25 protein-coding genes are annotated in these 23,579 nt (G+C 71.5%); 9 read left to right on the forward strand and 16 right to left on the reverse strand.

Translation table 11 applies throughout. The features are described from left to right. Positions 1 to 13: 13 nt before the first annotated feature. Both D2L64_RS12785 and metF read right to left on the reverse strand, forming a co-directional pair. Positions 14 to 703, reverse strand: a complete 690-nt coding sequence (locus D2L64_RS12785) for a CDP-alcohol phosphatidyltransferase family protein (RefSeq protein ID WP_119575674.1) — start codon at positions 701 to 703, stop codon at positions 14 to 16. Positions 704 to 746: 43 nt separating this feature from the next. Further along, positions 747 to 1,664 carry a methylenetetrahydrofolate reductase [NAD(P)H] gene (gene metF, locus D2L64_RS12790; RefSeq protein ID WP_119575676.1) on the reverse strand — a complete coding sequence of 306 codons (918 nt, stop codon included), beginning with the start codon at positions 1,662 to 1,664 and terminating at the stop codon, positions 747 to 749. Positions 1,665 to 1,897: 233 nt separating this feature from the next. Between metF and D2L64_RS27560 the strand changes: the two genes are divergently transcribed. Together D2L64_RS27560 and D2L64_RS12805 are read left to right on the forward strand one after the other, a co-directional pair. After that, positions 1,898 to 2,416, forward strand: coding sequence for a helix-turn-helix domain-containing protein (locus tag D2L64_RS27560; RefSeq protein WP_199714511.1), 519 nt, complete (start codon positions 1,898 to 1,900; stop codon positions 2,414 to 2,416). Positions 2,417 to 2,425: 9 nt separating this feature from the next. After that, complete coding sequence (locus D2L64_RS12805) at positions 2,426 to 3,508, forward strand: polyprenyl synthetase family protein (RefSeq protein WP_119575678.1); 1,083 nt, start codon at positions 2,426 to 2,428, stop codon at positions 3,506 to 3,508. 128 nt (positions 3,509 to 3,636) lie between these two features. Here D2L64_RS12805 and D2L64_RS12810 read toward each other — a convergent pair whose 3' ends face one another. Then, positions 3,637 to 4,020, reverse strand: coding sequence for an Rv2175c family DNA-binding protein (locus tag D2L64_RS12810; protein WP_233558927.1), 384 nt, complete (start codon positions 4,018 to 4,020; stop codon positions 3,637 to 3,639). 164 nt (positions 4,021 to 4,184) lie between these two features. Between D2L64_RS12810 and pknB the strand changes: the two genes are divergently transcribed. Together pknB and D2L64_RS12820 are read left to right on the forward strand one after the other, a co-directional pair. After that, positions 4,185 to 6,173 carry a Stk1 family PASTA domain-containing Ser/Thr kinase gene (gene pknB, locus D2L64_RS12815; protein WP_119575682.1) on the forward strand — a complete coding sequence of 663 codons (1,989 nt, stop codon included), beginning with the start codon at positions 4,185 to 4,187 and terminating at the stop codon, positions 6,171 to 6,173. After that, the gene (locus D2L64_RS12820; RefSeq protein WP_119575684.1) at positions 6,173 to 7,045 is read left to right on the forward strand and encodes a deoxyribonuclease IV; all 873 of its coding nucleotides are present in this window, start codon (positions 6,173 to 6,175) and stop codon (positions 7,043 to 7,045) included. Before pknB ends, D2L64_RS12820 begins: the two co-directional genes overlap by 1 nt. Before the next feature lie 177 nt (positions 7,046 to 7,222). On the opposite strand, the gene D2L64_RS12825 is transcribed toward D2L64_RS12820, so the two are convergent. The 5 genes from D2L64_RS12825 to D2L64_RS12850 all read right to left on the reverse strand — a co-directional run bounded on the left by D2L64_RS12825 (position 7,223) and on the right by D2L64_RS12850 (position 12,904). Next, positions 7,223 to 8,197, reverse strand: a complete 975-nt coding sequence (locus tag D2L64_RS12825; protein ID WP_407663095.1) for a threonine aldolase family protein — start codon at positions 8,195 to 8,197, stop codon at positions 7,223 to 7,225. Between the two features lie 223 nt (positions 8,198 to 8,420). Next, complete coding sequence (locus D2L64_RS12835) at positions 8,421 to 9,827, reverse strand: class II 3-deoxy-7-phosphoheptulonate synthase (protein WP_119575689.1); 1,407 nt, start codon at positions 9,825 to 9,827, stop codon at positions 8,421 to 8,423. 87 nt (positions 9,828 to 9,914) lie between these two features. After that, the gene (locus D2L64_RS12840; RefSeq protein WP_407663093.1) at positions 9,915 to 10,394 is read right to left on the reverse strand and encodes a hypothetical protein; all 480 of its coding nucleotides are present in this window, start codon (positions 10,392 to 10,394) and stop codon (positions 9,915 to 9,917) included. Between the two features lie 129 nt (positions 10,395 to 10,523). Further along, complete coding sequence (locus tag D2L64_RS12845) at positions 10,524 to 12,128, reverse strand: glycosyl hydrolase family 18 protein (RefSeq protein WP_119575691.1); 1,605 nt, start codon at positions 12,126 to 12,128, stop codon at positions 10,524 to 10,526. 158 nt (positions 12,129 to 12,286) lie between these two features. Then, positions 12,287 to 12,904, reverse strand: coding sequence for a hypothetical protein (locus tag D2L64_RS12850; RefSeq protein ID WP_119575693.1), 618 nt, complete (start codon positions 12,902 to 12,904; stop codon positions 12,287 to 12,289). Between the two features lie 706 nt (positions 12,905 to 13,610). On the opposite strand from D2L64_RS12850, the gene D2L64_RS12855 reads away from it, so the two are divergent. From D2L64_RS12855 to D2L64_RS12870, 4 genes are all read left to right on the forward strand, one after another. After that, positions 13,611 to 15,302, forward strand: coding sequence for a hypothetical protein (locus D2L64_RS12855; RefSeq protein ID WP_119575695.1), 1,692 nt, complete (start codon positions 13,611 to 13,613; stop codon positions 15,300 to 15,302). Then, positions 15,277 to 15,648, forward strand: coding sequence for a hypothetical protein (locus tag D2L64_RS12860; RefSeq protein WP_119575697.1), 372 nt, complete (start codon positions 15,277 to 15,279; stop codon positions 15,646 to 15,648). The genes D2L64_RS12855 and D2L64_RS12860 overlap by 26 nt, the downstream gene beginning before the upstream one ends. A 104-nt stretch (positions 15,649 to 15,752) precedes the next feature. Next, positions 15,753 to 16,238: a glutathione peroxidase gene (locus D2L64_RS12865; protein ID WP_119575699.1), complete on the forward strand. Its 486-nt coding sequence runs from the start codon at positions 15,753 to 15,755 to the stop codon at positions 16,236 to 16,238. A 214-nt stretch (positions 16,239 to 16,452) separates the two neighbouring features. Next, the gene (locus tag D2L64_RS12870) at positions 16,453 to 17,124 is read left to right on the forward strand and encodes an NADPH-dependent F420 reductase (RefSeq protein WP_119575701.1); all 672 of its coding nucleotides are present in this window, start codon (positions 16,453 to 16,455) and stop codon (positions 17,122 to 17,124) included. 141 nt (positions 17,125 to 17,265) lie between these two features. Here D2L64_RS12870 and D2L64_RS12875 read toward each other — a convergent pair whose 3' ends face one another. From D2L64_RS12875 to D2L64_RS12905, 7 genes are all read right to left on the reverse strand, one after another. After that, on the reverse strand, positions 17,266 to 17,835 hold the full coding sequence (locus tag D2L64_RS12875; RefSeq protein ID WP_119575703.1) for a GNAT family N-acetyltransferase: 570 nt from the start codon (positions 17,833 to 17,835) through the stop codon (positions 17,266 to 17,268). Continuing rightward, complete coding sequence (locus D2L64_RS12880) at positions 17,835 to 18,326, reverse strand: GNAT family N-acetyltransferase (RefSeq protein ID WP_119575705.1); 492 nt, start codon at positions 18,324 to 18,326, stop codon at positions 17,835 to 17,837. Before D2L64_RS12880 ends, D2L64_RS12875 begins: the two co-directional genes overlap by 1 nt. Positions 18,327 to 18,414: 88 nt before the next feature. Then, positions 18,415 to 18,783: a DUF2203 domain-containing protein gene (locus tag D2L64_RS12885; protein WP_233558928.1), complete on the reverse strand. Its 369-nt coding sequence runs from the start codon at positions 18,781 to 18,783 to the stop codon at positions 18,415 to 18,417. Between the two features lie 137 nt (positions 18,784 to 18,920). Next, positions 18,921 to 19,739 carry a pyrroline-5-carboxylate reductase gene (gene proC / locus D2L64_RS12890; protein ID WP_119575709.1) on the reverse strand — a complete coding sequence of 273 codons (819 nt, stop codon included), beginning with the start codon at positions 19,737 to 19,739 and terminating at the stop codon, positions 18,921 to 18,923. Between the two features lie 70 nt (positions 19,740 to 19,809). Then, positions 19,810 to 20,838: a 6-phosphofructokinase gene (locus D2L64_RS12895; protein ID WP_119575711.1), complete on the reverse strand. Its 1,029-nt coding sequence runs from the start codon at positions 20,836 to 20,838 to the stop codon at positions 19,810 to 19,812. Positions 20,839 to 20,994: 156 nt separating this feature from the next. Beyond that, positions 20,995 to 21,495, reverse strand: a complete 501-nt coding sequence (locus D2L64_RS12900; protein WP_119575713.1) for a pyridoxamine 5'-phosphate oxidase family protein — start codon at positions 21,493 to 21,495, stop codon at positions 20,995 to 20,997. A 96-nt stretch (positions 21,496 to 21,591) separates the two neighbouring features. Beyond that, positions 21,592 to 22,089 (reverse strand): polyadenylate-specific 3'-exoribonuclease AS, encoded by a 498-nt coding sequence (locus D2L64_RS12905; RefSeq protein WP_119575865.1) that lies wholly within the window; start codon positions 22,087 to 22,089, stop codon positions 21,592 to 21,594. A 261-nt stretch (positions 22,090 to 22,350) separates the two neighbouring features. On the opposite strand from D2L64_RS12905, the gene D2L64_RS12910 reads away from it, so the two are divergent. Further along, entirely contained in the window at positions 22,351 to 23,043 is a 693-nt protein-coding gene (locus D2L64_RS12910) for a Crp/Fnr family transcriptional regulator (protein WP_119575715.1), read from the forward strand. Positions 23,044 to 23,239: 196 nt separating this feature from the next. Here the strand turns inward: D2L64_RS12910 and D2L64_RS12915 are convergent, their stop codons facing one another. Next, positions 23,240 to 23,458 (reverse strand): hypothetical protein, encoded by a 219-nt coding sequence (locus D2L64_RS12915; protein WP_119575717.1) that lies wholly within the window; start codon positions 23,456 to 23,458, stop codon positions 23,240 to 23,242. Between the last annotated feature and the right edge of the window lie 121 nt (positions 23,459 to 23,579).

Here is a 23,579-nt window from a genome sequence, read left to right on the forward strand (position 1 = left end):
CGACGGGTGCGGCTCAGCCGGCGTCGATCAGTGCCCGGCGGACGGCGGAGAGCAACTGCCCCAACCCGAACGCGGCCAGCAGCACCCACACCGCCGTCGCCATGGTGATGGTGCCGGCCGCCAGGTCCAGCTGGATCAGCCCGGTCAGACCGGCCAGCAACAGTCCCGCCACCGCCACGCAGACCCGGGTGGGCCGCTCCCCCACCGTCACCGCGCCGATCTCCCGCATCCCCGCGGAGACCGCGCGGGCCCGCACGTACTCGTGCAGCCAGGACAGCGCACCCGCCGCGACGACCAGCGCCCCCGGCGCACCGACCAGCCAGAACGCCACCAGCCAGGCGGCCTCACCGAGCCGGTCGGCCAGCGAGTCGTAGACGTAGCCGAGCCGGGTGGTGCGACCGGTGGCCACCGCCACCGCCCCGTCGACGCTGTCCGCCACCGACGCCAGCAGCACGAACAGGGCACCGAGGAACGGCCCGTCGCCGGGCCGGGTCGCGAACAGCGGCACGCAGAGACAGAGCAGCACACCGACCGCGGTCACCGCGGTCGGGCCGACCCGGAGCCGGCCCAGCAGGAACCCGAGGTGGTAGGAGAACCGCAGCCAGCCGCGTACCACCGGCGTGGCGGCGCGCGGGTCGAACCCACCGTGCAGCCGGGCCCACGCGGTGGCGTACTCGTTCCAGTTCAGCTGTCTGCCCACCACGGTTCAACCGTCGCGGCGGCGCTGAGGTATCGCGCCGCGAACCTCACGTCGGGGCGCCCACCCGCAGGTTCTGCCAGATCTCCCGGGTCGCGGTGGACCGGTTGAAGGTGATGAAGTGGATGCCCGGCACCCCCTCGTCGAGCAGCCGCTGACACATCTCGCTGGTCTGCTCGATGCCGAGCCGGCGGACCGCCTCCGGATCGTCGGCGACCCGCTCGAAGCGGGCGGCCAGCGCCGGCGGGAAGGGCGCCCCGGACAGCTGCACCGATCGTTCGATCGTGCCGATCCTGATCACCGGCATCACCCCGGCCAGGATCGGGGTGTCGCACCCCGCGGCGACCACCCGGTCGCGCAGGCGGAGATACTCGTCGGCGTCGAAGAACATCTGGGTGATCGCGAACTCGGCACCGGCCCGACACTTCCGGACGAAGTACTCGGTGTCGCTGGCGACGTCCGCCGAGCGGGGATGGCGGTACGGGAAGGCGGCCACCCCGACGCTGAAGTCGCCGGAGCGACGCACCAAGCGGACCAGGTCCTCGGCGTAGTCGACGCCCTCGGGGTGGGGAACCCACTCGCCGGTCGGGTCACCGGGCGGGTCGCCCCGCACCGCCAGCACGTTGCGCACCCCGGCGCCGGCCAGCCGTCCGATCACGTTCCGCAACTCGGCCACCGAGTGGTTGACCGCGGTCAGGTGGGCCATCGGCAGCAGGGTGGTCTCGGTGGCGATCCGTTCGGTGACCGCGACCGTGGTGTCGCGGGTCGACCCACCGGCGCCGTAGGTGATCGAGACGAACGACGGGCGCAACGACTCCAACTCACGGATGGCCTGCCAGAGCTGTCGCTCGCCCTCCGCCGTCTTCGGCGGCATGAACTCGAAGGAGAAGGTCGGCTGGCAGTCACGGACCAGCTCCCCGATCGCGGGTTGCGGATTCGGGAGGACCGAGGGTAGACCGAGCGCCACGCACCGACTCTAGCGGGCCGCCGCCGACTCCCCCACCGCTTCCCACAGTGGGGACAGCCGCGTCGGCGTCCGCAGCGGTCCGCCGTCGAGAGCGGAAACGTCGTACCCCGCGGGTAGTTCTGGAACCAGCGCGGGTGGGGTTCGCGGCCACACGGGGGACGCGTGGGGGTCTGATCCGATCGGTGCGCCGGGCGTCCGGGCGCACCACCGCCGCGTCGATCCCGGAGGACCGCATGCCCCCGCCCGACCACTCTCCGCCGGCCGGTCCACCACCGACAGGCCCACGGCTGGCCCGGCTGCGGCTCGCCCGAGGCTGGAGCCAGTCCCGACTCGCCGCCGAACTCTGCGCCGCCGCCGGCGTGCCCACGTTGAGCCGGCACGAGATCTCGCGGTGGGAACGACAACGCCGGGTGCCCGGCCGGTTCTGGCGGGGCTGGCTGGCCCAGGTCCTCGACCCGACGGCCAGCCCACCGACGGCCGGCCCACCGAAGGCCGGCCCACCGACGGCCGGCTCGCTGGCGGCCGGCCCACCGAAGGCCGGCTCGCTGGCCGGGCGAGCGGCCCGCCGGACCGCCGGGGGTGCGGCCCGCCGGACCGCCGGGGGTGCGGCTGGTGACCGGGCTCGTCGGGCCGGTCCCGGCCGACCGGTTCGGGGCGGCCCGTCGCCGCGACGCGCCGTCCGGAGCAGGAACAACCACATCGCGACGCGCCGGGACGCGGGTGGGTGGGCGTGCCGCGCCACGACCCACTAGCGTCGGGACGTGACCCACGCTGCTCCCGTTTCCCCAGTCGACCGCGCCAGCCTCCGCGAGCGGGTCGACCGGGCGCTGTCCGACTTCCTCACCGGTCGCCGCTCGTGGATGACCGGCGTCGACGACGCCCTGGTGCCGGTCGCCGAGGCGATCGAGGCGTTCGTGCTGGGCGGGGGCAAGCGACTGCGGCCGGCCTTCGCCTACTGGGGGTACCGGGGCGCCGGCGGGGTGGACACCGACGCCGTGGTGACCGCCCTCGCCGCGCTGGAGTTCGTGCAGGCCAGCGCCCTGATCCACGACGACCTGATGGACCGTTCGGACACCCGCCGGGGTGAACCGGCGGTGCACCGCCGGTTCGCCAGCCGACACCGCAGCGCCGGTTGGGGTGGGGATCCGGACGGCTTCGGTGACGCGGCGGCGATCCTGCTGGGTGACCTGTGTCTGGTCTGGTCCGACGAGATGCTGCACTCCGCCGGGCTGGATCCCCGAACGGTGGCCCGGGCCCGACCGGACTTCGACGAGATGCGCACCGAGGTCACCGTCGGGCAGTACCTCGACGTGGTGACCCAGGCCGCCGGGGAGACCTCGCTGGAACGGGCCAGCAAGGTGGCCCGGTACAAGTCGGCGAAGTACACCGTGGAGCGGCCGTTGCTGCTCGGCGCGGCGCTGGCCGACGCGCCCGCCGACGTACGGGTCGCCTACTCGGCGTACGGGTTGCCGCTGGGCGAGGCATTCCAGCTGCGCGACGACGTGCTGGGCGTCTTCGGCGACCCGGCCCAGACGGGCAAGCCGGCCGGCGACGACCTGCGTGAGGGCAAGCGGACGTACCTGGTGGCGGCGGCCCTGGAGGCGGCCGGCGACGCCGACCGGGCGCTGCTGCTCGCCGGGCTCGGCGACGCCGACCTGGACACCGCCGGGGTGGCCCGGCTACGTGAGGTGATCATCTCGACCGGTGCGTTGACCCGCACCGAACAGCGCATCGTCACGCTGACCGACGCCGCGCTCGCCGCGCTGACCGGGGTCGACCTGGACACCGAGGCCCGCCAGGCCCTGGTAGACCTGGCCATCGCCGCCACCCGCCGAGCCGACTGACCCCCAACCTCACCGCCGCACCTCTCACCGCCCCGCCCCCGCCCCGCCCACGCCCCGGCCCGGGCGCGTGGGAGTGGGCCGGGAGGCGCGTGGGGGTGGGTGGGGGGCGCGTGGGGGTGGGGTGGAGGCTAGAAGCCGAGGGCTTGGGCGCGGCGCTTGATCTCGCGGGCCTGGTCACCGCCGAGAGCGGCGGCGGGGGTACCGCCGAGCAGCGTGTCGTCGGGCTCATAGAGCCAGCGCAGTGCCGCCTCGTCGTCGTAGCCGGCGTCGGTCAACAGGGTGAGCACGCCGGGCAGGTGCTTGCGCACCGTGGGGTTGGCCACCAGCTCGGCGGGGATCCGACGGACGCCGTCCCGGCGTACCGCGATCAGTTCCCGGTCCCGGATCATCTGATGGACCTTGCTGATCGTCAGGTCGAGTCGCTCGGCGACGTCCGGCAGGGTGAGCCAGTCCGCCGGTTCGGCGGCGCCGGCGGAGGGAACGGTGCCCTCGGCGGGTACGGAGTCGGTCACCGGACCACCCTGCCACGGCACCGTGCCCCCGGCGCAACAGCCTCCCCGCAGCCACGCCGAACAGGCCGAACCGGCACCTCCGGACGTACGGTGGACCCGCCGGAGTCCGCTCGGCGGTAGCATCCTGTTCAACCTTCATCCCCCGACACATAGACTCCCTGCCGATGGACACACAGGTCGCCGACACGTTGCTGGGCTCGCTGATCGACGGGCGCTACCGCATCCGCGGTCGCGTGGCCCGTGGCGGCATGGCGACCGTGTACACCGCCACCGACGAGCGGCTCGAACGCACCGTGGCGGTCAAGATCATTCATTCCACCCAGGGTCCGGGCGGGCAGGCGGGGCTGGGCGGCTTCGTCGACCGGTTCGCCGACGAGGCCAAGACGATCGCCCGGCTGACCCACCCCAACGTGGTGGCGGTCTACGACCAGGGCACCCACGCCGGAATGCCGTACCTGGTCATGGAGTACGTACGCGGGCGCACGCTGCGCGAGGTGCTGACCGAGCGGCGCCGGCTCAACCCGGACGAGGCGCTGGCCATCGCCGAGCAGATGCTCGCCGCGCTCGCCGCCGCCCACCGGGCCGGGCTGGTGCACCGCGACGTCAAGCCGGAGAACGTGCTGGTCGCCGAGGCGCCCAGCGGCGGCCCGGCCAACCTCGTCGACGGCGTCGTCAAGGTCACCGACTTCGGGCTGGCCCGGGCGGTGGAGGCCAGCACCGACCACGACAGTGGCAACCAGCTGATGGCCACCGTGGCGTACGTCGCCCCGGAACTGGTCACCGACGGCCGCGCCGACGTGCGTACGGACGTCTACTCGGCGGGCATCGTCCTGTTCGAGATGCTCACCGGCCGGGTGCCGTACGACGGCAACCGGCCCATCGACATCGCCTGGCAGCACGTCGACCGGGACGTGCCCGTGCCGTCGACGTTGGTGCCCAGCCTGCCGAGGGTGCTCGACGACCTGGTCGCCAAGGCCACCCGACGCGACCCGGCCGCCCGGCCCGCCGACGCCGGCACCCTGCTGGCCGAGGTGCAGGTGGCCCGGGACAGCCTCGGCAACCCGAACACCCACACCGCCATGCTGGCTCCCGTCTCCGACGGCCCGGCGGTGTCCCAGCCGACCATGGTGGTGGCGGCGGTCCGGCCGGCCGAGCGGCCGACCTGGGCACGGCTACCCGAGGGCGGCGCGCCCACCCGGGGACGGCGCCGGGCGGCCCCGGACGGCGAGACCGACGTGTGGTCCCGGCTGGCCGCGCTGCGTACCCGGTTGGTGGGCGAGTCGAACGGACGCCTCGCCGTCGCCGCCGTGGTGGTGGTCCTCGGCCTGGTCGCCGCCCTCGGCGGTTGGTGGTTCGGCGTGGGCCGGTACACCGACGCGCCGCAGTTGGTCAGCATGACCAAGGCCGAGGCGGAGGCGCAGGCGGCGCAGGGCGGTTTCACGCTGCGTTACGCCGACCCGCGTCACGACGAACAGGTTCCCCGCGACGGTGTGCTGGCGCAGCAACCGGCCGGCACGGACCGGATCCTCAAGGGCGGCACGATCACCCTGACCCTCTCGCTGGGGCCGGCCAAGTTCCCGATGCCCGACGTGGTGGGCAAGGAGTTCGACCTGGCCGAGGCCGACCTGGCCAGCGCCCAACTCGAGGTGGTCAAGGGCACCGCCCGGTACGACGACGGCCTGCCGGAGGGCATGGTGGTGGCCACCAGGCCGGAGGCGGGCAAGGAGGTCAAGCCGGGCGACAAGGTAACCGTCATCCTCAGCAAGGGCCGCGCCCCGATCACGGTGCCGAACCTGGTCGGCAAGAACCTCAACGACGCCCGTAACCAGATCGCGCAGCTCGGCCTGGTGCTGGTGGAGCCGACCTACAAGGAATCGGACAAGCCCCGCGACGAGGTGATCGGGCAGAGTCCGGCCGACGGCAGCGGCGTGGAGAAGGGCGCCCAGATCCGGCTGGAGGTCAGCGAAGGTCCGCCGCTGGTGACCGTGCCCCGCGTCGTCGACCTGCCGTGTCAGCAGGCCAAGCAGGTGCTGGAGAGCCAGGGCTTCCCGGTGGCGGTGCAGTTCAACCCCGAGGCGGTGGCCCGGTTCCAGAACCCGAACGAGAACGCCCAGGTGCCACCGGGTACCCAGGTCACCATCGGGTGCTTCTGATGGCGGCCACGGACCCCGGCCACCGGCCGATCGGCTCGCACACGCCCACCTCCGGCGGGCTGGCGAAGGCGGTACTGCCGTACCTCGACGCCACCGGTTCCGAGGTGGCGCAGGTCTACGTCGGCAACTCCCGGGGCTGGGCGACGCCGGCCGGCGACCCGGCCCAGGACGCGTTGTTCCGCGACGGCTGCGCGCAGCGGGGCGTCGCCGCCTACATCCACGCGTCACTACTGGTCAACCTTGGTTCGCCGACCGCCGCCACGGTCGAACGGTCGGCCCAGAGCCTGGCCCACGCGCTGCGCCGGGGGACGGCGATCGGTGCCCGCGCGGTGGTGTTCCACGCCGGCAGCGCGGTGGACGCCGGACACGCCGAGACGGCGATGCGGCAGGTACGCGAGTCCCTGCTGCCACTGTTGGACTCGGCCGCCGAGAGCGGCGGGCCGATGCTGCTGGTCGAGCCGAGCGCGGGCGGCGGCCGGTCACTGGCCAGCCGGGTGGAGCACCTCGGCCCCTACCTCGACGCGGTGGACCGGCACCCGTGGCTGGGCGTCTGCTTCGACACCTGCCACGCCTTCGCGGCCGGGCACGACCTGGCCGCCGAGGGCGGCATGACCGAGACGCTGGACACCCTGGTGGCCACCGTCGGCGCGGACCGGCTCCGGCTGGTGCACGCCAACGACTCGAAGGATCTGTGCGGTTCCACCCGGGACCGGCACGAGAACATCGGCAAGGGCAGCATCGGTGAGCCGGCCTTCGCCGAACTGATGCGCCACCCCGCCACCGCCGGCGTACCGATCCTGGTGGAGACCCCCACCGAGCGTCACGAGGGCCACGCCGCTGACATCGCCCTCCTCCGCCACCTCCTGCCCTAACACGCCCCTCCCAGCGCCCTCGCGCCCTCGCGCTCTTGCACTTCCGGTCGCAGGAGTGTCCGCTTATGCGCCTTATGTCGCGGCGAGAAGTACAAGATCGGCGGCGCGGAGCGCGCGGCGTGCGGGCGCGGGGTGCGGCGTGCAGGCGCGGGGGTGCGAGAAGGGGTGGACGGGGAGTCAGGCGCGGAGGATACCGGCCAGCACGGTGCCCGCCCGGTCTACGGCGGTGTCGGTGACGTCCATGTGGGTGACCAGGCGGGCGGTACGGGGACCGAGCACCGAGACGAGCACTCCTTCGGCGCGCGCCGCCGCGGCGAGCGAATGCGCGTCCAGTGCTGCCTTGGTCAGGTCCAGCGGGACCAGGTTGGTGCGTACCGGCCCGGCCAGCACACCGTACGGCGCGATCGCCTCGGCCAGCCGGGCGGCCTTGGCGTGGTCGTCTGCGAGCCGGTCGACATGGTGGGCGAGGGCGTACCGTCCGGCGGCGGCCAGAACACCAGCCTGGCGCATCCCGCCACCCATCCGCTTGCGGACCACCCGAGCCCGCTCGATCCGCTCGGCCGAACCGACGACCAGCGACCCGACCGGCGCACCAAGCCCCTTGGAGAGACAGACCGACAGCGTGTCGAACAGCGAACCGTACTCGACCAACGACACCCCGTCGGCGACGTGCGCGTGCCAGATGCGGGCACCGTCGCAGTGCAGCGCCAGCTGCGCCGCGTCGGCGATCTGACGCAGCCGGCGCAGCGTACCCAGTGGGATCACCCCACCGCCGCCACGGTTGTGGGTCTGTTCCACGGCGATCGCCCGGGTGGTCACCGCCCAGTAACCGTCCGGGCGGATCATGCCGGCGACCACGTCGGGGTCCACGTCCGCGCCGACCGCCGGCCAGGTCCGCGAGGTGATTGCGCCGTACGCGGCAGCCGCCCCCATCTCGTACGTGACCACGTGGGCGTCGGCGTCGCAGAGCAGCTCAGCACCCGGCGGCACCACCAGTTGCAGGGCGATCTGGTTGGCCATCGAACCGGTCGGGCAGAACAACGCGGCCTCGTGCCCGAACAGCGCGGCGACCTCGGCCTCCAGGGCGTTGACCGTCGGGTCCTCGCCGTAGACGTCGTCGCCGACCTCGGCGGCGGCCATCGCCGCCCGCATCCCGGCCGTGGGCCGGGTCACCGTGTCCGACCGCAGATCGACGATCGACTCAGCCACAGTTGTCCCTTCGGCCGCCGACTGCGGGGCTCGCAAGCTCACTCCTCGCGTCAGCCACAGTGCCCCCTTCGGCCGCCGACTGCGGGGCTCGCAAGCTCACTCCTCGCGTCAGCCACAGTGCCCCCTTCGGCCGACGACTGCGGGGCTCGCAAGCTCACTCCTCGCGTCAGCCACGGAGCATCTCGGCTACGAGGAAGGCCAGTTCCAGCGACTGCTGGGTGTTCAGGCGCGGGTCGCAGGCGGTCTCGTACCGGTCCGGCAGGTCGAGGTCGGCGATGCCCTGCGCCCCGCCGAGGCACTCGGTGACGTCCTCACCGGTCAGCTCGACGTGCAGCCCACCGGGGTGGGTCTCCAGGCCGCGGTGCACCTCGAAGTAGCCCAGTACCTCGTCGACGATCCGGTCGAAGTGGCGGGTCTTGTAGCCGTTGGACGACTCGTGGGTGTTGCCGTGCATCGGGTCGCACTGCCACACCACCTTCGCCCCGGCGGCGGTCACCTTCGCCACGATCGGCGGCAGCGCGTCGCGTACCTTGTGGTTGCCCATCCGGCTGATCAGCGTGAGCCGGCCGGGGATGTTGTCCGGGTTCAGCTTCTCGCACAGCTCGATGGCCTCGTCCGGGGTGGTGGTCGGGCCGAGCTTGACCCCGATCGGGTTGGCGATGCGGGAGATGAAGTCGATGTGCGCGCCGTCGATCTGCCGGGTGCGCTCACCGATCCACAGGAAGTGCCCGGACAGCCCGTACGCCCGGTTGCCGGAGACCCGGGTCAGCGCCCGGTCGTACTCCAGCGCCAGGGCCTCGTGAGAGCAGTAGAGGGTGACCGTACGCAGTGCGTCGTCGTCGGTCATCCCGCAGGCCCGGATGAAGGCCAGCGCCCGGTCGATCTCCCGGGCGATCGCCTCGTACCGCTCGCCGGCCGGCGAGTTGCGCACGAAGCCCTTGTTCCAGTCGTGCACCGCGTGCAGGTCCGCCAGGCCGCCGGCGAGGTAGGCACGGAGCATGTTCATCGCGGCGGCCGAGTTCGCGTACGCCCGGATCATGCGCTGCGGGTCGGCGACCCGCGCCTCCGGCGTGGCCTCCAGCGAGTTGATCATGTCGCCGCGGTAGGCGGGCAGCCCGCGGGCGTCGGTCGGCAACGACCGCGGCTTGGTGTACTGCCCCGCGACCCGGGCCACCTTGACCACCGGCAGTGACGCGCCGTAGGTGAGCACGATCGCCATCTGCAGCAGCGTGCGGGCGTTGGCCAGCAGGTGGCTCTCGGTGTTGTCGGCGAACGTCTCCGCGCAGTCGCCGCCCTGCAGCAGGAAGGCCTTGCCCTCGCAGACCAGCGCGAGACGCTGACGCAACTGGTCGACCTCGTACGGGGCGACCACCGACGGGACCGTGTCGAGCACCTTGCAGACCTCGGCGACCTGGGCCTGGTCGGGCCAGGGCGGGGTCTGGGTGCGGGGTAGCTCCCGCCAGCGGTCCAGACCGAGGGCCGCGTCCTCGGCGGAGTCGACGGTCGGACGGCTGGTCTGCAGCACCGGGCTGCCGACCGCCGGATGACTCAGCTGATGCCACTCATGGCGCATGACATGCAGCGTACGGCGACCGGCCGGGTGGCCGACCAGCCAGGGGCCGGGTTCCGGCAGATGGACGACGGTGGGCGGCGACGCAGGTCAGGGCGTCGGCGCGGGAGCCGGGCTGTGCCCGCCGGGCCGTTCGTCGGAGATGCACCAGTCGAGCCCGTCCCGGGTGACCGTGAACAGCAGCGGCCGGGTGGCCTCGCGCTTGCCCACGGTCACCGTGACCGCGGTGCTGACCTCCTGCCCGACCGGACCGGGGCGGATGTCGGTGATCTCGACCTGCGACACCTCGAAGTGGTCGGCGAAGTCGCCGTTGGGCCCGGTGGCCGCCGCGTCGAACGCCTTGTGCAGCACGGCGCAGAGTTGGCTGCGCCCGGCCGCCACGTCCTTGGCGGTCATCGCGTCCAGGTACGCCTGCACCCGTTCCCGGGACATCGCCAGCGCCTCCTCGGCCGGCGCCCGACCGGGCTTCTCCGCCTCGTCCTCGGTGTCGAGCAGACCACAGCCGACCAGCGCGAACGGCACGGTCGTGAGCAGGGCCGCGAAGGGCCAGCGCGGATGACGCATCCGCATCACCACCTCCCGGTCACCGACATCGAGACAGGTTCGACCGGCGAGTCTGTCACACCCACCCGGCACGCGGACGGGGAGGGGCCGGTGCGGCCCCTCCCCGTCGTGTGGGGTGTTGCGTCGGCCTACGGCTCAGCCGAGACCGCCCCTGATGGCGCCGATCAGCTCTCCGTTGCTGGTGTCACCGGAGAGTTCCCAGAAGAAGGCACCACCGAGGCCCTGGTTCTTCGCGTACGTCATCTTGCCGCCGATGGTCGACGGGGTGTCGTAGCTCCACCAGTTGCTACCGCACTTGGCGTACGCCGTACCACCGACGGTGCCGGTGGCCGGGCAGGTGTTCTTGAGTACCTTGTAGTCCTCGATGCCCTGCTCGTAGGTGCCCGGAGCCGGCCCGGTGGCGGTGCCACCCGGCGTGGTCTGGGTCACCCCGGTCCAGCCGCGGCCGTAGAAGCCGATACCGAGCAGCAGCTTGTTCGCCGGGATGCCCTTGCTCTTGAGCTTCTGGATGGCCGCGTCCGACCAGAATCCCTGCTGCGGGATGCCGGTGTACGAGGTCAGCGGCGAGTGCGGGGCGGTGGGGCCCTGCGGGGCGAAGGCGCCGAAGTAGTCGTACGTCATCGGCATGATCCAGTTGAGGTTGGCCGCCGCGCCGGCGTAGTCGGTCGCGTCGATCTTGCCGCCGTTGCTGCCGTCCGCGGTGATCGCGGCGGTGACCAGCGCCGAGGAGCCGAACCGGGTACGCAGCGCGCTGACCACGTTCTTGAACGCGTTCGGGCCGCTGGCGTCGCAGGTCAGGCCACAGGCGTTCGGGTACTCCCAGTCGATGTCGATGCCGTCGAAGACGTCCGCCCAGCGCGGGTCCTCGACCATGTTGTAGCAGCTCTCCGCGAAGGCGGTCGGGTTCTGCGCGGCCTGGGTGAAGCCGCCGGACCAGGTCCAGCCGCCGACCGAGAAGATCACCTTGATGTGCGGGTACATCCGCTTGAGCTTGCGCAGTTGGTTGAAGTTGCCCCGCAGCGGCTGGTCCCAGGTGTCGGCGACGCCGTCGACGCTCTCCGCCGCGGTGTACGCCTTCTCGTAGTCGGCGTAGCTGTCACCGATGGTGCACCGGCCGCCGGTGGTGTTGGCGAACGCGTACAGGATGTGGGTCAGCTTCGATGCCGAGCCGCTGGTGTGGATGTTCTTGACGTGGTAGTTACGGCCGTAGACACCCCACTGGGTGAAGTAGCCGACCACTTTCTGGCCGCTCGGCGGCGGCGTGGTGGGGGGCGGGGTGGTCGGCGGCGTCGTGGTCGGCGGGGTGGTCGTCGGCGGAGTGGTGGTCGGCGGCGGCGTGCCACCGCCACAGGAGACGCCGTTGATGGTGCAGTTCAACGGCGCCCGGTACGCACCGGTGCCGTTGTAGCCCCAGCTGAAGGAGGCTCCCGGGGCCAACGCGCCGGCCCAGCTCTTCTTGACCGCCACGTACCGGTTGCCGCTGCTGGTGACGTCGGCGTCCCAGGAACTGCTGATGCTGGTGCCCGAGGGCAGCTCGAACTCGATGCGCCAGGTGCTGACGCTGGCGTTCGACCCGTTGGTGACGGTGACCCTCGTCTCGTGACCGGTCCCCCAGTCCGAGACTCGGGCGAAGGAGGCGGTCACGCTTCCGGCGCCGAACGCCGAGGTCATCGGGACCGTGGCGACGGTCACCGCGACCACGGCGCCGACCCAGAGGGTCCGGCGGAGCGATCTCTTCATGTGGCGTCTCCAAACAGTTAGGAAACTTTCCAAAAGGTTGAGGAGACGCTACTCACACGACACCACTTCGTCAAGATGTCCATGTATCGATTTCCTGCTGGAGCGCAGGGAGACGGGAACGACCGCACCCGCCGGCCGAACAACCCGCGGGCGATCCGTCAGCACGGCGAGGAGGGAGCCGCCTTGCCGTGCAGGATCCGGTACCCGTACGCGGGGTCGACTGACAACTCGTACCGGATGCGCCACCGCGTGCAGATCTCCTCTTCCCGCCCCTTCGGCCCGTAGCCCGGTGCCTGCTCGCTCCGGAAGGTGACCTCTGCCCACAGTGCCCCGCGCCGGTCGGCGTCCCGGACGGCACGCAACACGATGTCCGAGTCCCGAGTAGTCGCCAATGCCAGACCGAACCGCTCGACCGCCTCCTCGTTGCGAGGGTCGAGCACCTTGCCCGCCGGGTCGAACAGCGCCGCCGCCTGGCGATGATCTCCGTTGTTGATGCCTCCGAAGTAGCTGTCGAACATCGCCGCGACATCGGCGGCACGCGGGTCAGACAGGGCGGACTCGACGATGGTGACCAGCCCCACGGCGACCGGCATCGAAACAGTGGGCTCGGACGAGGAAGACGGCAGTTCGCCAGCGTCCGCGCCCGGCGTCGGCTCGCCGACCGGCAGCGAGGCCACGCCACCGGACGCCGCCTGGCCGACCTGCATCTCGTCGCCGCCCTTGTCGTCGCCGTCGAGCAGCAGGAGACCGAACGCGCCACCAGCGACGACGACCACGACGACCAGAGCCAGCGTACGCGCGAGGCTGATCCCACCCGGTCCGCCACTACCGTCCGACGCAACAGGCGACGGGACGTCCGGGATCAGGGCGTCCGCAGTGTCGCCGACAATCGACGCGCCGCTCTTCGGCGCGCCCGGGCGCCCGGCAACTGGCTCCTGTGGCGCGGCGGGCGGCGCAACGGCGTGCCGTTCCGGCCGGGCGGCCGCGACAGGGCCGGCGTCAAGCGACGATCCGGGCAATCCCGCCTGGCAGATTCCACAGAGGGTCGCCGCACTGTCGTTCTTGAATCCGCACTCCGGGCACTCCGCGTTCGGCACAGACTGCTCCCTCCGTATCGGAACTGACGATTGATTCGCGGCTCCGAGTGGACCCCAGGGAGCCCGATGACGCAACCCGCCGATGAGTCCGACCCGCTTTTACCCAACCCGCCAGCCAGTCCCCAATGATCAATACGAACAACGGTCCGACCGATCCCCGCAACTGGCCAAGCGGGCCAACTGAACGAACTCACCCCGGTGGCCGAACTCCCACGAACGGGCCATGTCGGCCGACCCGGACATCTTCTAGCGTCGACGGACCGACTCACACCGCCATCGATCTGGTAGGGATATGACGAACACAACGGGAACTGACCGGAATCCGACAGAAGAGCAATTCTTCTTCACCCACGATGTACCCGGCGCCGGGAACCGTCCATCGCGGATGTCACCGACCACCCGCTACCTGTGCGGCGCGGCATATTCCAACCACGACTTCGCGGAGGAGGTGATCGCAGAACTGGTCGAGAACGGCCGGCGGGCCGTCGTGCCGGCCATCGGGTACGACCTGGGGCCGGTCCTTCGGCACTGCTATCGGGCTCGGCAGCTCTGGTTCGGCCAGAATCTGATCATCACCGTCATCCTGTTCCTCGGTGTCATCCTCGCCTTCGCCTCCACCGCGACGCTGCTACTGTTCGCGCTCGCCGTCGTCGGCTTCAGTCACCTGCTCAACAGTCCGGCCAGGTCCAACTGGCGCATCGCGATTCTGATCGGCGTCATCCTGCTACTCGTCCTCATCGCGCCGGCTCTGCTGCAGTTGGTCGCGTCTGTTGCCCCCGACTCGCCCCTGCTGCCGGGCGACGACGGCCCGTCGATGACCGCGGTGATCGGCTGGGCGGTCGGGCTCGCACTGGCGGTACTCGGCACCATCGCGGCAACTCGACGAACGGTGTTGCGCACGCTGACCCAGGATCTCGCGCCCGAGCGGAAGCCAGCGGACCTGCCGAGCGCACCGGCCGACCGCCTACTGGCACGGCATCGCGTCGAAACCGTGGAGGAAGCACAGCACGGCAACATCGTGCTGCACTCCGGGCCCGATCCCTTCCTCGGTGCTGGCCGGGTCACCCACGCCTGGTCCATGGCGCTGGAGTTGCGCCGCGACAACGCCGCCGGACAATCCGCGGAGCGGGCCGCCGACGATCGTGTGGCGGTCGATCCGGTTGCCCTCAACCGGCACGTCAAGCGTTGCCTGGCCGCGCTGGCCGGCACCGACCTCCCGCCACACGAACGCCTCGCCGGGCTCGCATTGCGCGACCAGATCATGGCTGCTGGTACCCGGTGGCGGAAGTATCCCTTGATCGACCAGGAGTTTCGGCTGCCGTATCCGTACGCGACACCGCAGGCGATGGAGGCGATCATCCGCGCGCCGCAGACCAGCGCCCGACATTTCCTGCGAGCCACCGTCGGCGCAGAAAACCGCGAGGTCGTCGAGGACAAGGGCACCACCATCATGCCGGCCGAGTACCAGAACATCGTCGTCTCCACCTTCACCCACATCGCAGTCGAGGGTGGAATGCTCTACGTCGAGAACGTCTCCACCGTCCTGGGCCCACTACGCCAGGAGTTCCTCGACATCGACCAGTACGCTCCCGGCGACGAGAACGGCAGCGAACCGCTGTTGCAGGCGTTGCGTACCTTTCCGGGCAGCACCCTGCTCGCGCCGGTGCGTCTACTCCAGGCAATCAGTCGGGCGTTCTCCGTCAGCCGGGCCATGGGGCGCGCCGAGCGCGACACCGACAGCCAACCGGTGTACGACTTCGGCGCGCGTGCCGAGGCGCGCCAACTGGCCTCCGCGCCTCGCCCGGTCACCTACCTGCAGCGGCTGGACGCGGAGAAGTACAGCAAGCTGATGGAGCGGCGCATCAGCGAGGCGATCATCGGCTACCTACGCAACAACGGAATTGACACCGCCGAGTACGAGACCCGGATGAACGTCTTCAACAACAACGGGGTGTTCATCAGAGGTGACAACCAGGGGGCCGCGGCCGCCGGCACCGGCGCCCATGCCCTGCTCAATCAGAACACGCCGAACCAGCGAAAGGACGGACAGCGTGCCGGAGCCGGAGCCCAGAAATAACTACGGCGTCTACGTACACGGGAACCAGACCGGAGCCGCGGCGGTCAACGGGGATGCGATCGTGTACCAACAGGTGCCCAACAACGACCCAGCCGAACTGGCCCGCATCCTGGATCAACTCCGGACGATCCGTAGCCTGATAGAGGCGAACCGTTCGGCACTGCCGGAGGCGGACCTGGCGATCCGCGATGTCGACCGGATTGCAGACCTGCTCCAGGCCGAACAACTCGACCGCACGAGCATCAAGGCCGGCATGGACCGGCTGTTGCATCGAATGGGGGCGGCCGGCAGCCTGGCCGGAGGCATGATCGCTCTCCATCAGCTCGTCACGGGCTTCCTGGGCTGAACACGACGCGTTCAGCTTCGTCGTAGCCTGCCCGCCGGGCTCCAGATCAACACGTTCCCCGACCTGGACCCGGCGGACGGCGCCGCACGACGTAGCCTCCGACCATGACAATCTTCGACATCCCGATCGGTGCGCTCACCGGTGGACCGGCCGACCTCGCGCAGTACCGGGGGCGTGCCCTGCTGGTGGTCAACGTCGCCTCCCGGTGCGGCCTCACCCCGCAGTACGCCGGACTGCAGGCCTTGCAGGACGAGTACGCCGGCCGGGGGCTGGTGGTGCTCGGCGTGCCCTGCAACCAGTTCGCCGGTCAGGAACCGGGAGACGCCACGGAGATCAGCGAGTTCTGCCAGGTCAACTACGGGGTCACCTTCCCGCTGACGGAGAAGGTCGACGTCAACGGTCCGAACCGGCACCCGCTCTACGCCGGGCTGGTGGATACTCCCGACGCCGACGGCCACACCGGCGACGTCCGGTGGAACTTCGAGAAGTTCCTGATCGCCCCGGACGGCACCGTCGCGGCCCGCTTCGCGCCCACCGTCACCCCCGACGACCTCACCCTCCGCACCACCCTCGAGAAGACCCTCCCCTAACAGCCCCGCCTCCCTCACCTCACCTCGGCTCGGCTCACCTCGGCTCACCTCGGCTCACCTCGGCTCGGCGATCTTGCAGCTATGGTCACCCCTTTCTGGCTTTCATGCCTCTTTGTGGCGACGCAAACTGCATGATCGGCGAGGCGGAGCGGCGCTCGGCGAGACGCGCTAGGCGAGGGGCGGGGTAGGTTCGGTGGTGGCGGAAGGGGTGGGTATGGCGACGGTGGGACTGATCGGCAGCGGCCACATCGGTGGGACGCTGGCGCGGCTGGCGGTGCACGCCGGGTACGAGGTGGTGTTGAGCAACTCGCGGGGCCCGGAGACCCTGACCGACCTGGTCGACGAGTTGGGGCCGCAGGCGAGCGCCGGGACGGTCGACGCGGCGGCCCGGGCCGGAGACCTGGTGGTGGTCACGATCCCGCTCAAGGCGTACCGGTCGGTGCCGGTCGCGCCGCTGGCCGGCAAGGTCGTCATCGACACCAACAACTACTACCCACAGCGGGACGGCCAGATCCCCGAGCTGGACGAAGGCACCGCCACCAGCAGCGAGCTGCTGCAACGCCACCTGCCCGAGGCGCGCGTGGTGAAGGCGTTCAACAACATCTTCTTCAAGCACCTGTCCGCCCTGGCCCGACCTACCGGCGCTGCCGACCGCAGCGCGCTGCCGATCGCCGGCGACGACGCCGAGGCGAAGACCGCTGTCACCGCCTTCCTCGACCGGATCGGCTACGACGCGGTGGATGCCGGCACGCTCGCGGAAGGCCGGCGCTTCCAACCGGACACCCCGGCGTACGGCACGATCTACTCCGCCGACCCGGCGAACCTGGAGCGGGAGGCCCCCGCCGACGCCGACGTGGTGCGGACCGCCCTCACCGAGGCCGGCTAGCCCCGACCCGTCCCGCCGAGGCCAGCAAGCCCCGCCCGGCCCCGCCAAGGCCGGCAAGCCCCGCCCGGCCCCGCCAAGGCCGGCAAGCCCCGCTCGGTCCTGACGGGGCCGGTCAGCCCGGCCCGGTCGGGCGAGGCCCGGTCAGCGAGGCCCGGTCAGCGAGGCCCGGTGGGTCCGCCACTCGGGGGCCAGCAGCGACCAGACCTCCAGGTCGATCCGCCCGTCCGGCCCCGGTGACACCGCACGTAGTACGCCGTCCCGGCGCATGCCGAGCCGACGGGCCACCGCGATGCTACGCACGTTGCCGGCGACCACTCGCCACTCGACCCTATGCAGGCCGCGTTCGTCGACCACCCAGTCGATCAGCCGGCTGACCGCGCGGGTCACCAGCCCGCGTCCCTCGGCGGCCGGCTCCAACCAGCAGCCGGCCTCGCAGACGCCGGTGTCCGCGTCGAGCGACACCAGCAGCACCCCGCCGACCAGCCTCCCGCCGGCCCAGATTCCCCAGATGCCGCCGTCGTCGCGGGCCCACCGGTCGGCGTAGCGTTGCAGCACGTGGCGGGCCTGGCCCAGATCGGTGGCCACGAAGGACGGCGACACCCAGGGCGAGATGCTCTGCCTCGCCCGGTCCAGGTTGGCCAGGAACTCCTCGGCGTGCCACGGGTTGAGCGGACGCAGCTGCGCGTCCTCGGTCAGCGCGGCGGCGAACATCAGTTTCCTCCTGTGCTCGGTGCGATCCACCGCATCGCCACCGTCGACGTGGGGCGGAAACCCAACTCCTGGTACAGCGCGGCGCCGTCGCCGCTGGCCTTCAGGTCGACGGTGCGTACGCCGCGGGCCGCGAACCAGTCGAGCAGCGCCGTCAGGCAGGCGCGCGAGTATCCCCGGCGGCGGTACGCCGCGTCGGTCACCACGTTGAAGACGTACCCCGATCGGCCGGTCGGGTCGGCCGGCCCGCCGAGCCGGAGGTCGATCACGCCGACCACGCAGGCGGCCAGCGTCCCCGGCCGGCCCGGGGCGTCCACCACGTACGCGGCGAGTTCGGCCTCCGGGTCCGGCAGCAGGTTCCGCAGCGTACGTAGCATGGTGTGCTGCCACGCACCGGGGGCCGGCGGTACGCCGTCCAGCGCGGCGAACATGACGGCCCGCAGCCGGAGGAGTTCGGAAACGTCGTCCACCGTCGCCCGCCGTGCGTCACCCACCGGCCCACCGTAGCGAGCTGATCTTCGCCGACCGTCGCCGGGATCGGCGCGCCGCACGGCGGCGCCGGAGCAGGGCCGGGGAGCCGGGTCAGACGGGACGGCGGCCGGCGAAGCCGCAGTCAGCGCGGTGGTACCAGCGCACGTCGGTGTCCCCCTCCAGCCAGCACCAGAGCACCTGCCGGCCCTCGCGCTCGCCAGGAAAGTCGAGCAGCACCGGTGCGATGCTCTTGACCTCGATGCCCGGTCCGCGCAGCTCGTCGAGGATGCCGTGCAGTCGGGCCTCCAACGCCTTGACCTCGGGCCGGCCGCCAAGCGCGCTCACCCCGTGGCCGGTCAGGTCGGCCTGCAACTCGGCCAGGTCGGCGCGGACCCGGATCAGTTCGTCGACGCGGGGGTGCAGGGTGGCCACCAGGTACCGAGCCTGGGCGAGAGTGAACACCGCGCCAGTATGCGTCACCCGGACATTCTTCGGGTACCAGCGCCGGGCCGACAAAGCGGCGATGGACGCGGTTTCGCCGGTCCGGCGGCATCGCCGGCTCGGGAATGCCGCTCATCGGCGCCGCGGAGTGGATCACGGCCCTGGCGGCGGGCGGCTCACTCGGCCTGGGCGGCCAGTTCGCGGGCCCGGTCGCGGGCGGCTTCGAGGGCGGCCAGCAGGGCGGCGCGTACGCCGTGGTTCTCCAGCTCGCGCACGGCGGAGATGGTGGTGCCGGCGGGCGAGGTGACCGCCTCGCGCAGCTTGACCGGATGCTCGCCGGAGTCGCGCAGCATCACCGCCGAGCCGATCGCGGTCTGCACGATCAGGTCGTGCGCCACCTGGCGGGGCAGGCCGAGCAGGATGCCGGCGTCGGTCATCGCCTCGACCAGCAGGTAGAAGTACGCGGGGCCGGAGCCGGACAGCGCGGTCACCGCGTCCTGCTGGCTCTCCGGTACCCGGATGGTGGCGCCCAGCGGCTTGAACATCTCCTCGGCCAGGGCCAGGTGCTCGCCGGTGGCGTGCGCCCCGGCGGAGATGGCGGTCATCGCCTGGTCCACCAGGGCGGGCGTGTTGGTCATCACCCGGACCACCGGGGTGCCCTCAGGCAGCCGGCGGCTGAAGAAGCTGCTGGGCAGCCCGGCGCAGAGGGAGATGACCAGCTTGCCGGTGGGTACCTTCGGGCCGATCTCGTCGAGCAGGGCGGCGGCGTCCTGCGGCTTGACCGAGACGGCGAGCACGTCGGCCTCGTCGACGGCGGTGGGGTTGTCGACCACCCGTACCCCGTAGCGGGTGGCGAGTTCCTCGGCGCGCGCCGGCCGGCGGGCGGTGGCCAGCAACCGGTCGGCCGGCCAGCCCGAGCGCAGCAGACCGGAGAGCATCAACTCGCCGATCTTGCCCGCGCCGATCACCGCGACGGTGTGCACCCCGGTTGACACCTGACGTACCCCCCTCGATGTGCCGGCGTCGCGGCGGACCGGCTGGCCCGCCGCGACGCCGGAACGACGATCAGCTACCGAAGAAGACCTCGGCCTCGGCGTAACGCTCCAGCGGCACGGTCTTCAGCTCGCGGGTGGCGTCGGCCAGCGGGACGCGGACGATGTCGGTGCTCTGCATCGCGACCATCTTGCCCCAGTCACCCTCGTGGGCGGCGTCGATGGCGTGCAGGCCGAGCCGGGTGGCGAGCACCCGGTCGAACGCGGTCGGGGTGCCACCGCGCTGGATGTGCCCGAGCACGACCGTGCGGGCCTCCTTGCCGGTCTTGGCCTCCAGCTGGTCGGCCAGCCACTGGCCGATGCCGCCGAGCCGGACGTGACCGAACGCGTCCAGCTCCTGGTTCTGCAGGACCATCTGGCCCTCCAGCGGCTGGGCGCCCTCGGCGACCACGACGATCGGGGCGTACTGGTGCTGGAAGCGCTTCTCGACGTAGCCGGCGACCTGCTCGACGTCGAAGTTCCGCTCCGGCAGCAGGATCACGTTGGCGCCGCCGGCCAGGCCGGCGTGCAGGGCGATCCAGCCGGCGTGCCGGCCCATCACCTCGACCACCAGGGTGCGGTGGTGGCTCTCGGCGGTGGTGTGCAGCCGGTCGATCGCCTCCATCGCGATGTTCACCGCGGTGTCGAAGCCGAAGGTGTAGTCGGTGGCACCGAGGTCGTTGTCGATGGTCTTCGGCACGCCGATGACGTTGACGCCCAGCTCGTGCAGCTTGGTGGCGACACCGAGGGTGTCCTCACCGCCGATGGCGATCAGCGCGTCGACGCCCTGCGCGGCCAGGTTGTCCTTGATCCGCTCGACACCGTTCTCGATCTTGAAGGGGTTGGTCCGGGAAGAGCCGAGGATGGTCCCGCCGCGCGGCAGGATCCCGCGGACCTCCGCGATGCCCAGCGGGCGGGACAGACCCTCCAGCGGGCCCTTCCAGCCGTCCCGGAAACCCACGAACTCATGGCCGTAGCTGGCGACGCCCTTACGGACCACCGCCCGGATGACCGCGTTGAGACCCGGGCAGTCGCCGCCGCCGGTGAGCACGCCGATACGCATGATCGCTCATCCTCCTGGGGAGCATCTGGTCAAGCCCGATCAAGCCCCAGGATATGTGTCAGGTCAGACCATCGGCGCCGTTGCCGGCCCGGGGCGGGCCGTCACACCGACTGTAGTCGCCACCGGGCCGCGCCTGACACCGCGCCCCGCTACCGGTCAGTAGCCGCCCTCGTCCGGCGCACCGACAGCCGGCGCCCGAGGGCGGGAGACCGGCTCCGGTCGACCGATCAGCTCCCACCGGCGGCCCCGCCGGTCCCAGCACCGGCCCCCGGTGACGTGCACGGCGACCGTGGTCAGGCCGGCCGTCTCCGGCCCACCCGGGAACCAGGCCGTCAGGCCCGGCTGCCACAGCTGCCGGGCCCGCACCGGGTCGTAGTCGTCCCGGGCGCTGCCGGACAACGACACCCGGACCGGCCCGTCTGGGTCGCCGAAGCTCACCTCCACCTCCGGGTTGACCCGCAACTGCCGGACGGTGGCCGACTTGGCGGACGCGACGAACCACAGCTCGCCGTCGAACTCCGTCCGTTGCAGGAGCATCGGCCGGCCGACCAACCGGCCGTCCAGGGAGATGGTGGTGAGCGTGCAGGTACCCGCCGCCCGGATCAGTTCGGTGACCCGTCGCCGCGCCGCCCGGACCGTCGTCGCCTCGTCACTCATGCTGGCTCTCGCTCGTGCCGGCGCTCGCTCATGGCGGTGCTCCCTCGCATCGACCCCCGCAGGCCGAACCGGTGCCCAGGACGGAACGGGCCAAACCTACGAGGTGGTCATCGCCCGCCAGCGGGCCAGGTTGTGCCGCGCGTCGACCAGGGCGTCGTGCCGGGCGGAGGCGGCGTTCGGCAGCCGGGGCCGGCCCAACTCGTCCCAGAGCTGGCGCAGCTCCTTGGTGAACCGGGGGATCTCCCGGGGCAGCGCCGGCATCGCACCCCACAGCTGCGCCAGCGCCACGTGGTCGTACGCGGCGTACCAGGCCCACAGCTCCAACTCCTCGCCGGGACGGTCCCGGATCGGCTCGACGAGGAAGTCGTACAGGTCGTCCCGGATGCGTTCCCGCGAGCGCCAGGCCCGGTCCGCCGGGGAGGGCAGCTTGTCCAGCACGTTGCGGCGGACCCAGGGCACCGCGCGGGATCCGTCGAACTCGGTGGAGACCGCGTAGAACTCGCGGCCGTACTCGTCGACGATGCCGATCGACACCAACTCGACCGTACGGCCGTCCTCGATGAACTCGCAGTCGTAGAAGTAGCGGTAGACCATCTCCGCCATCCTCGCGGACGCCGTTCCGAGCCGAACGGGCGGGGCGTGGTGTCCGGGAGCGCTTCCAGCGGTACCGACCGGACGACATCCCAGCTGAGAGTGTCACAGAAGTGATTCGAGGGGTGTACAGCACGCGACCGGACCGTCATGATCTGATGTGTACCGCTACCGGACGCCGAACGGGTGTCAGTTCGCCTAGTCAAGGGCCGCCAGGCTCACCCGGTGCGCGAGTTGGGGTTCTGACCGGGGAGGGGTGGGGCCGTGGAGATGCGCCTGCCGGAGCCGGGCGACGCGCTCACGGGTGTCGAGATGTTCGCCGGGCTGGAGCCCGAGGTACGCCAGCGGGTGATCGCCGCGGCGGTGCCCCGGACGTACCGCAAGGGTCAGCTGCTGTTCGTCGAGAACGACCCGGGCGAGTCGCTGATCGTGCTGCGCCGGGGCGCGGTGGCGGTGTTCCGCACCGCGCCGACCGGCGAACGGGCGGTGCTGTCGGTGATCCGACCGCCCGACGTGCTCGGTGAGGTGTCGCTGCTGGACGCCTCCACCCGGTCCGCCTCGGCCGAGGCGATCGAGGACTGCACCGCCCTGGCCCTGTCCCGGGGCGCCTTCATGGAGCTGGTGCACTCCAACCCGCGCATCCTCGACGCGGTGATGCGTTCCCTCGGTGCGCTGATCCGTCGGCTCACCGAGCAGAACGCCGACCACGTCTTCCTCGACCTGCCCGGCCGGGTGGCCAAGACCCTGGTCCGGCTCGCCGGTGAGAGCCAGGCTCCGATGATCACCATCGAGTTGAACCAGAGCCAGCTCGCGGAGATGGCCGGCGGCTCCCGGCAGAGCGTCAACCAGGCGATCGGATCGTTCGCCAACCGGGGTTGGCTGCGCACCGAGGGCCGGCGGATCGTGGTGACCGACGTACCGGCGCTGCGCCGCCGGGCCGGCATGAACGACCGCTGAGCAGCAGCCACCGCGGCATGGCCGAGCAGCGGGCACCGAGGCATGGCCGACCGCCGAGCAGCGGGCACCGAGGCATGGCCGACCGCCGAGCAGCGGGCACCGAGGCATGGCCGACCGCCGAGCAGCGGGCACCGAGACGCGACGTGGGGGCCGGGGCGCTGACGCGCCCCGGCCCCCACGTGGTGAGCCGCCCTGGTCAGGGCTTGGTGCTGCCCGGACCGACCCACTCGGAGCCGCCCGGGCCGACCCACTCCCCGCCCTCCTTGCCGCCGCCACCGGTGCCGGCGCCCTCGCTGACGATGCCCTGGGCCTGCAGCAGGGCGAGCGTGGCGGCATCCACGTCGACGGAGTCGCCGGCCAGGTGGCTCACCCCGTTGCCGTCGGTCCAGTCCTTCTGCAGCATGACGTAAACCATGAAACTGTCCCCCTGATCAGCGGTTCGACGATCGGCTGCCTGAATCTAGCCGTTCTCCGCCACAGCTGGAGTCCGGTGCAGTGTCCACAAACCAACAGCCCGGTACCCGACATCGGACCCG

This window comes from Micromonospora radicis, assembly GCF_003583405.1.
In the GTDB taxonomy this organism is placed as follows: Bacteria; Actinomycetota; Actinomycetes; order Mycobacteriales; family Micromonosporaceae; genus Micromonospora; species Micromonospora radicis.

Excerpts from the sequence above, each read along its gene's own strand:
- D2L64_RS27560 (WP_199714511.1), top strand. The coding sequence starts at position 1,898 with ATGCCCCCGCCCGACCACTCTCCGCCGGCCGGTCCACCACCGACAGGC.
- pknB (WP_119575682.1), top strand. The coding sequence starts at position 4,185 with ATGGACACACAGGTCGCCGACACGTTGCTGGGCTCGCTGATCGACGGG.
- D2L64_RS12820 (WP_119575684.1), top strand. The coding sequence starts at position 6,173 with ATGGCGGCCACGGACCCCGGCCACCGGCCGATCGGCTCGCACACGCCC.
- D2L64_RS12825 (WP_407663095.1), bottom strand. The coding sequence starts at position 8,197 with ATGCGGGCGGCGATGGCCGCCGCCGAGGTCGGCGACGACGTCTACGGC.
- D2L64_RS12835 (WP_119575689.1), bottom strand. The coding sequence starts at position 9,827 with ATGCGCCATGAGTGGCATCAGCTGAGTCATCCGGCGGTCGGCAGCCCG.
- D2L64_RS12840 (WP_407663093.1), bottom strand. The coding sequence starts at position 10,394 with ATGCGGATGCGTCATCCGCGCTGGCCCTTCGCGGCCCTGCTCACGACC.
- D2L64_RS12845 (WP_119575691.1), bottom strand. The coding sequence starts at position 12,128 with ATGAAGAGATCGCTCCGCCGGACCCTCTGGGTCGGCGCCGTGGTCGCG.
- D2L64_RS12855 (WP_119575695.1), top strand. The coding sequence starts at position 13,611 with ATGTCACCGACCACCCGCTACCTGTGCGGCGCGGCATATTCCAACCAC.
- D2L64_RS12865 (WP_119575699.1), top strand. The coding sequence starts at position 15,753 with ATGACAATCTTCGACATCCCGATCGGTGCGCTCACCGGTGGACCGGCC.
- D2L64_RS12870 (WP_119575701.1), top strand. The coding sequence starts at position 16,453 with ATGGCGACGGTGGGACTGATCGGCAGCGGCCACATCGGTGGGACGCTG.
- D2L64_RS12875 (WP_119575703.1), bottom strand. The coding sequence starts at position 17,835 with ATGTTCGCCGCCGCGCTGACCGAGGACGCGCAGCTGCGTCCGCTCAAC.
- D2L64_RS12895 (WP_119575711.1), bottom strand. The coding sequence starts at position 20,838 with ATGCGTATCGGCGTGCTCACCGGCGGCGGCGACTGCCCGGGTCTCAAC.
- D2L64_RS12900 (WP_119575713.1), bottom strand. The coding sequence starts at position 21,495 with ATGAGTGACGAGGCGACGACGGTCCGGGCGGCGCGGCGACGGGTCACC.
- D2L64_RS12905 (WP_119575865.1), bottom strand. The coding sequence starts at position 22,089 with ATGGTCTACCGCTACTTCTACGACTGCGAGTTCATCGAGGACGGCCGT.
- D2L64_RS12915 (WP_119575717.1), bottom strand. The coding sequence starts at position 23,458 with ATGGTTTACGTCATGCTGCAGAAGGACTGGACCGACGGCAACGGGGTG.